The 14,173-nt window shown below is 76.5% G+C and carries 1 protein-coding gene and 1 pseudogene; both read right to left on the bottom strand.

The window, feature by feature from the left end; genetic code table 11:
• Positions 1-38 precede the first annotated feature (38 nt).
• Positions 39-4,841: pseudogene (locus CNX65_RS13585) on the bottom strand (type I polyketide synthase); the annotation flags it as partial.
• Between the two features lie 29 nt (positions 4,842-4,870).
• Positions 4,871-14,131 carry a type I polyketide synthase gene (locus tag CNX65_RS13580; protein WP_096493111.1) on the bottom strand — a complete coding sequence of 3,087 codons (9,261 nt, stop codon included), beginning with the start codon at positions 14,129-14,131 and terminating at the stop codon, positions 4,871-4,873.
• Between the last annotated feature and the right edge of the window lie 42 nt (positions 14,132-14,173).

Here is a 14,173-nt window from a genome sequence, read left to right as displayed (position 1 = left end):
GTCTGCCGTGCCGGAAGGGAAGTGACGTGCCTGGCGAATCAGGCCATGCCGAGCTCGTTGTCGATGAAGTCGAAGATGTCGTCGGCGGACGCCGCTTCGAGCTGGTCGGCCACGGCGGGCCCACCGCCCGCGACGGCCTGGTCGAGCTTGGTGAGCAGGGCGCGCAACCGGGTGGTGACGTGCCCGGCCTCGATCTCCTCCGGGGCGAGGCCGGACGCGGCGATCTCCAGCCGGTCCAGCTCGGCCAGCACCGAGCCGACGGGGCGCTCGCCCTCGTCGACCAGCTCGCCGTGCAGCAGCTCCACGAGCGCGGCGGGGGTCGGGTGGTCGAACACGGCGGTCGCGGTGAGCCGGACGCCGGTGGCGGAGCCGATCACGTCGCGCAGCTCCACGGCGGTGACCGAGTCGAAGCCGAGGTCCTTGAACGCGCGGGTGGGCTGGACCTCGTCGGTGGTGGCGTAGCCGAGGACGGCGGCCACGTGCGAGCGGACGACGTCGAGCAGCAGGGCGCGGCGCTCGCCGTCCGGCAGCGGGGCGAGCCGGGCGGCGAGGTCGGAGCCGGTGCTGTCGCCGGGCTCGTCCACGGGGTCGAGCGCGGCCCTGACCTCGGGGATGGCCTCGATGAGCGGGCGGGGGCGGGCCAGGGCGTAGGCGGGGGCGAAGCGGGCCCAGTCCATGTCGGTGACGACCAGGTGGGCCTCGTCGCGGTCCAGCACGCCCTTGAGGGCGGCCAGGGCCAGCGCGGGGTCCATGGAGCCCAGGCCCATGCGGGCCAGGTGGTCGCCGGTCTCGCCGGAGGACATGCCGCCGCCGCCCCAGGTGCCCCAGGCGATGGAGGTGCCGGTGAGGCCGCGCGCCCGGCGGCTGCGGACGACGCCGTCGACGACGGAGTTCGCCGCGGCGTAACCGATCTGGCCGCCGGAGCCCCAGACGGCCGCGCCGGAGGAGAACACGACGAACGCGTCCAGCTCGCGATCGGCCAGCAGCTCGTCCAGGTGCAGCGCGCCGAGGACCTTGGCGTCGGCCAGCTCCGCCAGCTCGGCCACCGAGGCGTCGTCGACGCCGGACTCGCGGCGCATCGCGCCCGCCGCGTGGAAGACGGAGGTCAGGTCGGGCAGCGAGGCGACGAGGGCGGCGACGGCGTGCCGGTCGGCGACGTCGAGCGCCACGACCTCCACCTTGCCGCCCAGCTCCGCGCACAGCTCGGCCGCGCCGGGCGCGTCCGGGCCGCGACGACTGGCCAGCACCACGTGCTCCGCGCCGCTCTCCACCAGCCAGCGCGCCAGGTGCGCGCCCACGCCGCCGGTGCCGCCGGTGACCAGGACCGTGCCGCGCGGGGCCCACTCGGTGGCCACCGCGCCGCCGGGGGCGCGCACCAGGCGGCGGGCGAGGGTGCCCGCCGGGCGCACCGCGACCTGGTCCTCGGCGCCGGAGAGCGCGCCGACCAGCCGTTCCACCACGAGGTCGTCCACGTCGGCGGGCAGGTCCACCACGCCGCCCCAGGTCTGCGGCCGGTCCAGCCCCAGGACGGTGCCGATGCCCCACAGCGCGCTCTGGCGCGGGTCGGCGGGCTCCTCCAGCCCGGCGCCGACGGCGCGCGAGGTGGCGAACCACAGCGGCGCGGTGACGCCCGCGTCGTCCAGGCCCTGCACCAGCGGCACCGAGGCGGCGACGCCGCGCGAGAGCGACGGGAACAGCGGGTGCGGGCGGTCGTCCAGGCCCAGCAGGGAGAGCACGCCCTCCGGCTGGCCGCCCGCGACGGCGGAGCGCACCAGGTCGGCCGCGGCGGCCCGGTCGAACCCGTCCACCGCCACCGGCAGCACGTCCGCGCCGCGCGCGGTCAGGCCGTCCACGACGGCGATGACCCGCTTGTCCTCGCGCAGCGACTCGGGCACCACCAGCAGCCAGGAGCCGGTGGAGACCGGCGGGACCGGCTGGTCCACGGCCCGCCACTCGACCCGGTAGCGCCACGAGTCCACGGTGGACCGCTCGCGGAAGCCGTTGCGCCACGCGGACAGCGCGGGCAGCACCGCGCCCAGCGCGGCCTCGTCCACGGACAGCTCGCGCGCCAGCGAGTCGACGCCGCCGGACTCCAGCGCGGCCCAGAGCGCGGCGGAGGCCGGGTCGGCCTCGGCGGCCGGGGCGTCGGTGAGCCAGTAGTGGGCGTGCTGGAAGGCGTAGGTGGGCAGCCGGACCGGGCGCGCGCCGGGCAGCAGCGCGGCGAAGTCCGGGCGGACGCCGCCGCGCACGTGCAGCTCCGCGAGGGAGCGGGTGAACCGGCCCAGGCCGCCCTCGTCGCGGCGCAGCGTGCCTGCGACGACGGTGGGCTGCTCGCGGGCGTCCAGGGTCTCGCCGATGCTCGGCGCGATCACCGGGTGCGGGCTGACCTCCACGAACACCGCGTGCCCCGACTCGGCGAGCGCCTGCACGGCCGGGGCGAACAGCACCGGGGAGCGCAGGTTCGAGTACCAGTAGCGGGCGTCGAGCTGGCCGCCCGCGACGAACTCGCCGGTGACCGTGGACAGCATCGGGATCGCGCCCGCGCGGGGGCTGATCGGCGCGAGGTCGGTGAGCATCCGCTGCTCCACCTCGGCGACCTGCGCGGAGTGCGAGGCGTAGTCGATGTTGACCCGCCGGGCCCGCACGTCCCGCTCCTGGAGGACCGCGGTCAGCTCGGCCAGCGCGTCCAGGTCGCCGGAGACGACCGTGGAGGCCGCGCCGTTGACCGCGCCGAGGGAGAGCCGGCCGTCCATCGCCTCCAGGTACGGCTCGACCTCGGCCAGCGGCAGCCCGATCGAGAGCATCCCGCCGCGACCGGCCAGGCTCTCCCGGATCGCGATGCCGCGCAGGGCGACCACGCGCGCGCCGTCGAGCAGCGACAGGTGGCCGCCGACGACGGCCGCCGCGATCTCGCCCTGCGAGTGGCCGACGACCGCGTCGGGCCGCACGCCGTGGTGCTCCCACAGCGCGGTCAGCGACACCAGGACCGCCCACAGCGCGGGCTGCACGACGTCGCCGCGCTCCAGCGACGGGGCGCCCTCGCCGCCGCGCACGGCCGCGATCAGGTCCCAGTCCAGGAACGCCGACAGCGCCTCGGCGCACTCGGCCATCTTCGCGGCGAACACCGGCGAGGTGTCGAGCAGCTCGGCGGCCATGCCCTCCCACTGGGAGCCCTGGCCGGGGTAGGCGAACACGACCTTGCCGACCACGTCGGCGGCCCCGGTGACCAGGGACGGGGACGGCAGGCCCTCGGCGAGCGCGGCGACCCCGGCCGCCAGCTCGACGCGGTCCGCGCCCAGGACGACGGCGCGGCGCTCGAAGGCGGTGCGGGTGGTGGCCAGCGACCAGCCGATGTCGCGCGGGGAGCCGGTCTCGTGGGTGGCGAGGTGGTCGCGCAGCCGGGCGGCCTGCGCCTGCAGGGCGTCGGCGGTGCGGCCGGACAGCACCCACGGCACCACCGGCGGGGCGGCGGGGGTCTCGGCCTCAGCGCTCTCGGATTCAGGGGTCTCGGCGGCGACCTCGGGGGCCTGCTCCAGCACCAGGTGCGCGTTGGTGCCGCTGATGCCGAACGAGGACACCCCGACCCGGCGCGGGCGCCCGGTCTCCGGCCAGGCCGTCTCCTCGGTGAGCAGCGCGACCGAGCCCTCGGTCCAGTCGACCTCGGGCGAGGGCGCGTCGACGTGCAGGGTGCGCGGCAGGACGCCGTGGCGCATGGACAGCACGGCCTTGATCACGCCGCCGACGCCCGCCGCGGCCTGCGAGTGGCCGATGTTGGACTTGAGCGAGCCCAGCAGCAGCGGCTCCTCGCGGTCCTGCCCGTAGGTCGCCAGCAGCGCCTGCGCCTCGATCGGGTCGCCCAGGCGGGTGCCGGTGCCGTGCGCCTCCACCGCGTCGACCTCGCGCGCGGACAGCCGCGCGTCCGCGAGGGCGGCGTGGATGACCCGGCGCTGCGAGGGCCCGTTGGGGGCGGTGATGCCGTTGGACGCGCCGTCCTGGTTGACCGCGCTGCCGCGCACCACGGCCAGCACCTCGTGGCCGTTGCGCAGCGCGTCGGACAGCCGCTCCAGCACGACCACGCCCGAGCCCTCGGACCAGCCCGCGCCGTCGGCGGCGGCGGAGAAGGACTTGCAGCGGCCGTCGGCGGCCAGCGCGCGCTGGCGGGAGAACTCGACGAACGTGTCGGTGGTGGAGATGACCGTGGCGCCGCCCGCGAGCGCGAGCGGCGTCTGGCCGGAGCGCAGCGCCTGGCAGGCCAGGTGGATCGCGACCAGCGACGAGGAGCAGCCGGTGTCGATGGTCAGCGCGGGCCCCTCCAGGCCCAGGTGGTAGGCGACCCGGCCGGAGACCAGGCTGCCGGAGCCGAAGCTGTTGGGGTAGTCGTGGTAGACCACGCCCGCGTAGACGGCGGTCTTGCTGCCCTTGAGACCGGCCGGGTCGATGCCCGCGTCCTCCAGCGCCTCCCACGCGGTCTCCAGCAGCACCCGCTGCTGCGGGTCCATCTCGGCGGCCTCGCGCGGGCTGATGCCGAAGAAGCCGGGGTCGAACAGCGGCGCGTCGTGCAGGAACCCGCCGCGCCGCACGTAGATGCTGCCGGGGTTGCCGGGGTCCGGGTGGTAGAGCCCGTCGACGTCCCAGCCCCGGTCGCCGGGCATGTCGGAGGTGGCGTCGACGCCCCCGCGCAGCAGCTCCCACAGCTGCTCGGGGGAGTTCGCGCCACCGGGGTAGCGGCAGCCCATGCCGACGACGGCGATGGGCTCGCTCGCCCGGTCCTGCAGCTCGCGCAACCGCTGGTCGGTGTCGTGCAGCTCGGAGGTGACGCGGCGCAGGTACTCGCGGAGCTTGACTTCGTTGGAGGACATCGAACCACCGTTCACGAGTTGCCGAGCTTGTTGTCGATGAAGCGGAACAGGTCGTCGTCGCTGCCGTCCTCGATCAGCCCGGCCACGTCGTCGGCCTGCCCGGCGGGGGTGATCAGCGCGCGCAGCCGCTCGACCGCCTCGGCGCGCACCAGCTCGTCCACGCCGTCGGCGAACGCGGCCTCCAGGCGGGCGACGCCGTCGAGCACCGGGTTCCCGGCGGTGGGGGCCAGCTCGCCGCGCAGCAGCTCGGCGAGGGCGATGGGGTTGGGGTGGTCGAACACCAGGGTCGCGGGCAGCTTGAGCCCGGTCTCGCCCGCGAGCGCGTCGCGCAGCTCGACGGCGGTGAGCGAGTCGAACCCGGATTCGCTGAAGGACCGCTCGGGGCGCACCGAGTCCGCGTCGGCGTGCCCGAGGACCAGGGCGACCTTGGCCCGCACCAGGTCGAGCAGCGCGGTGAGCTGGTCGGCCTCGGTCAGCCCGGCGAGCCTGGCGGTGATCTCGCTCGGGTCGGCCGAGGTCGCCGCGGTGGCGCTCTCGTCCGGGGTGAGCGCGGCGCGCGCCTCGGGGACGGTGTCGATGAGCGGGCGGGGGCGGGCCAGCGCGTAGGCGGGGGCGAACTTGGCCCAGTCCACCTCGGTGACGACCAGGTGGGCCTCGTCGCGGTCGAGCGCGCCCTGCAGGGCGGACACGGCCAGCAGCGGGTCCATCAGGCCGAGGCCCAGGCGGGAGAGCAGGGTCTCGGCGTGGCCGGAGGAGGCCATGCCGCCGCCGCCCCAGGAGCCCCAGGCCACCGAGGTTCCGGTGAGGCCGCGCGCCCGGCGGTGCCGGACCACGCCGTCGACCACGGAGTTGGCCGCGGCGTAACCGATCTGGCCGCCGGAGCCCCAGACCGCGGCGCCGGAGGAGAAGACCACGAACGCGTCCAGCTCGTGGCCGTCGAGCAGCTCGTCCAGGTGCAGGGCGCCCACCACCTTGGCGTGCGCGATGTCGGCGAGGTCGGCGATCGTCGCACCGTCCACACCGGACTCCTCGCGCAGCACGCCCGCCGCGTGGAACACGGAGGTGAGGTCCGGCAGGGACTTCACCAGCGCGGCCACGTCGTCGCGGTCGGCCACGTCGAGCGCCACGACCTCCACCTTGCCGCCCAGCTCCGCGCACAGCTCGGCCGCGCCGGGCGCGTCCGGGCCCCGGCGGCTGGCCAGCACGACCCGCTGCGCGCCGGTCTCGACGAGCCAGCGCGCCAGGTGCGCGCCGACGCCGCCGGTGCCGCCGGTCACCAGGACCGTGCCGCGCGGGGCCCACCGGGTGGCGCTCTCCCCGCCGGGGGCGCGCACCAGGCGGCGGCCGAAGACCCCGGAGCGGCGCACCGCGACCTGGTCCTCCCCCGCGCCGGAGAGCACACCCGCGAGCCGGTCGAGCACCCGCGCGTCGGTGAGCTGGTCCAGCTCGGCGGGCAGGTCCACGACGCCGCCCCAGGTGCGCGGCCGGTCCAGGCCCAGCACGGTGCCGACGCCCCACAGCGCGGTCTGGCGCAGCCCGCCGGGCCGGTCGAACCGGTCGACGGCGACGGCGCCGGAGGTGCCGAACCAGACCGGCGCGGTGACGCCCGCGTCGTCCAGGCCCTGCACCAGGGTCACCGAGGCGGCGACGCCCAGCGAGAGCGACGGGGACAGCGGGTGCGGGCGCTCGTCCAGGCCCAGCAGGGACAGCACGCCGTCCGGCGCCTGACCGCCGAGGGCGGCGCGGACCCGGTCCGCGACGTGGGCGCGGTCGGCCTCGGCGACGTCGATCTGGACCACCCGCGCGCCGCGCGCGTCGAGCGCGTCCGCGACGGCGTCGACCCGCTCGTCGTCCGGGCCGACCAGCAGCCAGGTGCCCTCGACCGCCGGGACCTCCTCGGCGAGCGAGCGCCACTCGACCCGGTAGCGCCAGGAGTCCACCGTGGACTCGTCGCGGATCTTCCCGCGCCAGGCCGACAGCGCGGGCAGCACCTCGCCCAGCGCGGCGGCGTCCACCGCGAGGTCGCGGGCCAGCGAGTCGAGCCCGCCGGACTCGACGGCGGCCCAGAACCGCGCGTCCCGGTCGTCGGCGACGGCGACGGGCGCCTGCTCGGGGGCGTCGATCCAGTAGCGCTCGCGCTGGAAGGCGTAGGTGGGCAGGTCGACGCGGCGGGCGCCGCGCCCGGCGTGGAACGCGGTCCAGTCCACCTCGCCGCCGAGGGCGAAGACCCTGCCGACGGCGGTGGTGAGGGTGAGCACCTCGTCCCGGTCGCGGCGCTGCGCGGCGATCGCGCCCGCGCCGCCGACCAGGCCGGTGAGCACGCCGTCCGGGCCGATCTCCAGGAACCGGGTGACGCCCTGCTCGGTGAGCGCGGTGACGCCGTCGTGGAACCGCACGGCCTCGCGGACGTGCAGCGCCCAGTGCTCGGGGTCGGTGAGGTCGGCGGACTCGGCGAGGTTGGAGACCACGGGGATGGTGGGCGCGCTGAAGGCGATCCCGGCCAGGACGGTCCGGAACTCGGCCAGCATGGGCTCCATCAGCGGCGAGTGGAAGGCGTGCGAGACGCGCAACCGCTTGGTGCGCCTGCCGTCCAGCGCGGCGGCGACCTGGCCGACCGCGTCCTCGGCTCCGGAGACGACGAGCGAGGTGAGGCTGTTGACCGAGGCGATGCCGACCCGGTCGGTCAGCAGCGGCAGCACCTCCTCCTCGGTGGCCTCCACCGCCAGCATCGCGCCGCCGGGCGGCAGCGCCTGCATCAACCGGCCGCGCGCGGCGACCAGCCTGCACGCGTCCTCCAGCGAGAACACCCCGGCCACGTGCGCCGCCGCGATCTCGCCGATCGAGTGCCCGCTCAGGTGGTCCGCGCGCACCCCCCACGACTCCAGCAGCCGGTACAGCGCCACCTCGAACGCGAAGATCGCCGGCTGGCTGTACCCGGTGCGGTCCAGCAGCTCCCGGTCCTCGCCGAGGACCACCTCGGCCAGCGGCCGGTCCAGCTCCCGGTCCAGCAGCTCGCACGCCGCGTCGAACGCCTCCCGGAACACCGGGAACGCCTCCCGCAGCCCGCGCCCCATGCCAGGGCGCTGCGAGCCCTGCCCGGTGAACAGGAACGCGGTCAGCCCGGACCCGGCGCTGCCGGTCACCGCGTTCGGCGCGGCCTGCCCGGACGCGACGGCGCGCGCCCCGGCCAGCAGCTCCTCGGCGCTCGCGCCGACGACCACGGCCCGCTGCTCCAGCGCGGCGCGCGTGCCGCCCAGCGACAGGGCGACGTCGGCGGGCGCCAGGTCGGCCACCTCCGCGACCAGCCGCGCGGCCTGCGCGGCCAGCGCGTCCTCACCCCTGGCGCTGATCGGCCACGCCACCACGTCGGTGCGCACCCGGACCGGCTCGGCGGGCGCGTCCTCGGCGGCGGGCGCCTCCTCCAGGATGGTGTGCGCGTTGGTGCCGCTGACGCCGAACGAGGACACGCCGATGCGGCGCGGCCTCTCGCGGGCGGGCCACGGCCGCTCCTCGGCCAGCAGCCGGACGTTGCCCTCGGACCAGTCCACGTGCGTGGACGGCTCGGTGATGTGCAGGGTGCGGGGCAGCAGGCCGTTGCGCAGCGCCAGCACGGACTTGATGACGCCCGCGACGCCGGACGCGGCCTGCGCGTGCCCGATGTTGGACTTGATCGAGCCCAGCCACAGCGGCTCGGTGCGGTCCTGCCCGTAGGTCTTGAGGACGGCCTGCGCCTCGATCGGGTCGCCGAGGGAGGTGCCGGTGCCGTGGCCCTCCACCGCGTCCACGTCGGCGGGGGTGAGCCCGGCCGCCGCGAGCGCGCTGCGGATGACCCGCTGCTGGGCGGGGCCGTTCGGGGCGGTCAGGCCGTTGGACGCGCCGTCCTGGTTGACCGCCGTGCCGCGCACCAGCGCCAGCACCGGGTGCCCGTTGCGGCGCGCGTCGGAGAGCCGCTCCAGCACGAGCACGCCCGCGCCCTCGGACCAGCCGGTGCCGTCCGCGCTGTCGGAGAACGGCTTGCAGCGCCCGTCGGGGGCCAGGCCGCGCTGGCGGGAGAACGCGATGAACGGGGTCGGGGTGGCCATCACCAGCACGCCGCCCGCGAGCGCCAGGGAGCACTCCCCCGACCGCAGCGCCTGCGCCGCCAGGTGGATCGCGACCAGCGACGAGGAGCAGGCGGTGTCCACCGACACCGAGGGGCCCTCGAAGCCGAAGGCGTAGGACACCCGGCCGGAGAGCACGGCGGCCGAGGTCGCGGTGGCCAGGAACGCCTCCACCTCCTCGGGCGCGTGGTCGAGCAGGTCCGCGTAGTCCTGGCCGCCGGTGCCCGCGAACACGCCGACCCGCTTGCCGCGCAACGACTTCGGGTCCACCCCGGCGCGCTCGACGGCCTCCCAGGTCAGCTCCAGCAGCACCCGCTGCTGCGGGTCCATGGCCAGCGCCTCGCGCGGGGAGACGCCGAAGAACGCGGCGTCGAACGAGCCCGCGTCGTGCACGAACCCGCCCTCGTGGACGTAGCTGGTGCCGGGCCGGTCGGGGTCGGCGTCGTAGAGCGCGGCCGAGTCCCAGCCCCGGTCGGTCGGGAACGGGGAGATCGCGTCCACGCCGTTCGCGACGAGGTCCCACAGCTGCTCGGGGGTGCGGACGTCGCCGGGGTAGCGGCAGGCCATCGACACGATCGCGATGGGGTCGTCGTCCACCGCGACGGGCGCGGTCTCGGCCTCGTCGGCGTCGCGGGCGCCCACCAGCTCGGCGCGCAGGAACGCGGCCAGCGAGACCGGGGTGGGGTGGTCGAACACCAGGGTGGCGGGCAGCCGCACCCCGGTCGCCGCGCCGAGCCGGTCGCGCAGCTCGACGGCGGTCAGCGAGTCGAAGCCGAGGTCCTTGAAGGCCCGGCCGGGATCGACCCCGGAGGGGTCCGGGTAGGCGAGGACGGCGGCCACGTGGGTTCTGACGAGGTCCGCCAGTGCGCGGTGCTGCTCGGACTCGGGCAGCGCGGCCAGCCGTCCGGCCAGTTCGGACCCCGCCGGGGTCGGCTCGGTCCCGCCGTCCAGCGCGAGGATCTCGCGGACCTCGGGCAGCGCGTGCAGCAGCGGCCGGGGCCTGGCGGCGGAGTAGGTGGGGGCGAAGCGCGACCAGTCGAGGTCGGCGACGACCAGGTGGTGCTCGTCGTGGTCCAGGGCGCGGCCGAGCGCGGCCGAGGCCAGGCGCGGGTCCATGGGCGGGATGCCGTGCAGGCGCAGCGCCTCGCCGAGGGCCTCCTCGTCGACCATGCCGCCGCCGCCCCAGGTGCCCCAGGCGATCGAGGTGACCGGCGCGCCCCGGTGGTGGCGGCGGTGGGCGAGGGCGTCGAGGCGGGCGTTGGCCGCCGCGTAGCCGGACTGGCCCGCGGAGCCCCACACGGCGGCGCCGGAGGAGAAGAGCACGAACGCGTCCAGCTCGCGGCCGTCGAGCAGCTCGTCGAGGTGGTGGGCGCCCGCGACCTTGGCGCGGCCGGTGGCCACGAAGTCGGCGAGCGCGGTGTCGCCCAGGTGCGCCTCGTCGGGCAGGGCGCCCGCCGCGTGCACGACGGTGAGCGGGCCTTCCGGCAAGCCGTCGACCAGTGCGGCGACCTCGGCGCGGTCGGCCACGTCGCAGGCCACCAGGGTGGTGGTGGCGCCCAGCGCGTCCAGCTCGGCCGCGAGTTCCCGCGCGCCGGGCGCGTCCGGGCCTCGGCGGCTGACCAGCACGAGGTCCCTGGCGCCGCGCCCGACCAGCCAGCGCGCCACGTGCGCGCCGACGCCGCCGGTGCCGCCGGTGATCAGGACCGGGCCGCGCGGGGCCCAGTCGCGGGCGGGGGCGCCGGTGAGCGGGGCGCGCACCAGCCTGCGGGCCAGCACGCCCGCCGGGCGCAGCGCGACCTGGTCCTCGGTGCGGTGCGCGAGCACGTCGACCAGGCGGTCGAGCGCGGCGCTGTCCACCTCGGCGGGCAGGTCCACGACGCCGCCCCAGGTGAGCGGGTGGTCGAGGCCCAGCGCCCCGGCCAGGCCCCAGACGGCGGACTGGGCGGTGGAGGTCAGCTCCTCGAACGGGTCGACGGCGACCGCGCCCCTGGTGAGCAGCCAGGTGGGGGCGGTGACGCCCGCGTCGCCGAGCGCCTGCACCAGGGTGATGGCGCGCTCGACGCCCCGGCTGATCGTCGGGTGCTCGGCGTGCGGGGTGTCGTCCAGCGCGACGAGCGCCAGCACGCCCTCGACCTCGGCCCCGCGCAGCTCGGCGGCGAGCGCGGCCCGGTCGTGGCCCGCCGGGTCGAGCAGCACGGCGGACGCGCCGCGCGCGGTGAGCCGCTCGGCTGCGGAGGCGGCCAGCGGGTCACCCTCGGGGGCGACGAGCAGCCAGGCGCCGGACAGGCGCAGCGCGGGCGGCTGGTTCACCGGCCGCCAGGTCACGCGGTAGCGCCACGAGTCGGCGACGGCGCGCTCGTTGCCGCGCGCCCGCCAGCCTGCCAGCGCGGGCAGGACGCGGTCGACGTCGTCGGGGTCGGCCCCGAGCAGTTCGGCCAGCTCCGCGTTGTCGACGGCGCGCCAGAACTCCTCGTCGGCGCGCTCGACGGGGGCGGTGGCCGCCTCGGTGGGCTCCAGCCAGTAGCGCTGGACCTGGAAGACGTGGGTGGGCAGGTCGACGCGCCTGCCGCCGGGGTGCGCGGCGGCCCAGTCGACGGCGTGGCCGTGGGCGTGCGCCCGCGCGACGGCGGCGGCGAGCGCGGCGACCTCCTCGCGGTCGCGGCGCTGGGTGGCGGCGAGCGCGGTGGTCTCCGGGTTCAGGAAGGCGCGGGCCATGCCGGTGAGCACGCCGTCCGGGCCGACCTCCAGGAACCTGGTGACACCGCGGGACTCCAGGAACGCGACCCCGGCGTGGAAGCGCACGGCGGCGCGGACGTGCCGCACCCAGTAGTCGGCCGAGTCGAGGTCGCCCGCGGTGGCGGACTCGCCGGTCACGGTGGACACCAGCGGGGTGCTCGGCGCGTGGTAGGCGAGGGTGGCCGCGACCGCGCGGAACTCCGCCAGCATCGGCTCCATCAGCGGCGAGTGGAAGGCGTGCGAGACGCGCAACCGCTTGGTGCGACGGCCTTCCAGCGCGGCGGCGATCCGGTCGACCGACTCCTCGGCCCCGGAGACGACGACGGAGGTGGGGCCGTTGACGGCGGCGATGCTGACCCGCTCGTCCAGCAGCGGGAGGACTTCCTCCTCCGTCGCCTCGACGGCGAGCATCGCGCCACCGGACGGCAGCGCCTGCATCAGCTTCCCGCGCGCGGCGACCAGCTTGCACGCGTCCACCAGCGAGAACACCCCGGCCACGTGCGCCGCCGCGATCTCACCGATCGAGTGCCCGGCCAGGAAGTCCGGCTTCACGCCCCAGGACTCCAGCAACCGGAACAGCGCCACCTCGAACGCGAAGATCGCCGGCTGGCTGTACCCCGTGCGGTCCAACAACTCCTGGTCGTCACCCAGCACGACCTCGGCCAGCGGCCGGTCCAGCAGCGGGTCGAACAGCGCGCAGGCGCCGTCGAAGGACTCGCGGAACACCGGGAACACCTCGCGCAGCCCGCGCCCCATCCCCGCCCGCTGGGAACCCTGCCCGGTGAACAGGAACGCGGACAGGCCGCTGCTCGCGACCCCGGACTCCACGGACGGCAGCGGGGTCCCGGCGGCGATCGAGCGCAGCCCGGCCACCAGGTCCTCGCGGGTCGAGCCGACCACGACGGCCCGGTGCTCCAGCGCGGCGCGCGTGGTCCCCAGGGACAGCGCCAGGTCCAGCCCGTCCGCGTCCCCCTCGGCGACGAACGAGGCGAGCCGGTCGGCCTGGGCGGCGAGGTCGGTCGCACCGCGCCCGGACACCGGCCACAGCCGCACCGGGAACCGGACCGGGTCGCTCTCCTGCGCCACCGGCTCGGGCTCGGGGGCCTGCTCGACGATGGTGTGCGCGTTGGTGCCGCTGATGCCGAACGAGGACACGCCCGCGCGGCGCGGCCGACCGCCGGTCTCCGGCCACGGCCGGGCCTGCGTCAGCAGCTCCACCGCGCCCGCGCTCCAGTCGACCTGGTCGGTGCGCTCCTCGGCGTGCAGGGTGCGCGGCATGAGGCCGTGCCGCACCGCCATGACGACCTTGATCAGCCCGGCGATGCCCGCGGCGGCCTGCGGGTGGCCGATGTTGGACTTGACCGAGCCCAGCCACAGCGGCTCGGTGCGGTCCTGCCCGTAGGTGGCGATGAGCGCCTGCGCCTCGATCGGGTCGCCCAGGACCGTGCCGGTGCCGTGCGCCTCCACCAGGTCGACCTGCGCGGCGGACAGCTCGGCGTCGGCCAGCGCGGCGCGGATGACCCGCTGCTGCGCCGGGCCGTTGGGCGCGGTGAGCCCGTTGGACGCGCCGTCCTGGTTGATCGCGGAGCCGCGCACCAGCGCCAGCACCGGGTGCCCGTTGCGGCGCGCGTCGGAGAGCCGCTCCAGCACGAGCACGCCCGCGCCCTCGGACCAGGCGGCGCCGTTCGCGCCCTGGCCGAACGAGCGGCAGCGGCCCTCGGGGGACAGCGCGCGCTGCTTGGAGAACTCCACGAACAGCTGCGGCGTGGCCATCACCGCGACGCCGCCCGCCAGCGCCAGCGAGCACTCCCCCGACCGCAGCGCCCGCGCGGCCAGGTGCACGGCCACCGACGACGAGGAGCAGGCGGTGTCGATGGTGACGGCGGGGCCTTCGAGGCCGAAGGTGTAGGCGACGCGGCCGGACACGACGCTGCCCGAGGTGGTGCTGTCCGGGTAGTCGTGGTGCATGACGCCGGTGAACACGCCGGTGGCGGTGCCCTTGAGGGTGGCCGGGTCGATGCCCGCGCGCTCGAACGCCTCCCAGGTGGTCTCCAGCAGCAGCCGCTGCTGCGGGTCGGTCTCGACGGCGTCGCGCGGGCTCATCCCGAAGAACAGCGGGTCGAACTCGGCGGCGTCGTGCAGGAAGCCGCCCTCGCGGGTGCAGGTCTTGCCCGGCTTGCCCGGCTCGGGGTCGTAGATGCCCTCCACGTCCCAGCCCCGGTCGACCGGGAACCCGGAGATCGCGTCGACGCCGTTCGCGACGAGGTCCCACAGGTCCTCGGGCGAGCGGACCCCGCCGGGGTAGCGGCAGGCCATCGACACGATCGCGATGGGCTCCCGGTCACGGTCCTCCAGCTCGCGCACCCGCCGCCTCGCCTGCTGGAGGTCGGTGGTGGCCCGCTTGAGGTAGTCGCGGAGCCTGTCGTCGTTCGCCATCGGTGTTCCACCCATCTTCAAGCGCCGTCGGGACCGGTGACC

Source organism: Actinosynnema pretiosum (assembly GCF_002354875.1).
GTDB classification, from domain to species: Bacteria; Actinomycetota; Actinomycetes; order Mycobacteriales; family Pseudonocardiaceae; genus Actinosynnema; species Actinosynnema auranticum.
This window is presented reverse-complemented; position numbering and strand designations above follow the sequence as displayed.

What these genes read in the sequence shown, in the direction of transcription:
- CNX65_RS13580 (WP_096493111.1), bottom strand. Translation starts at nt 14,131, where the DNA reads ATGGCGAACGACGACAGGCTCCGCGACTACCTCAAGCGGGCCACCACC.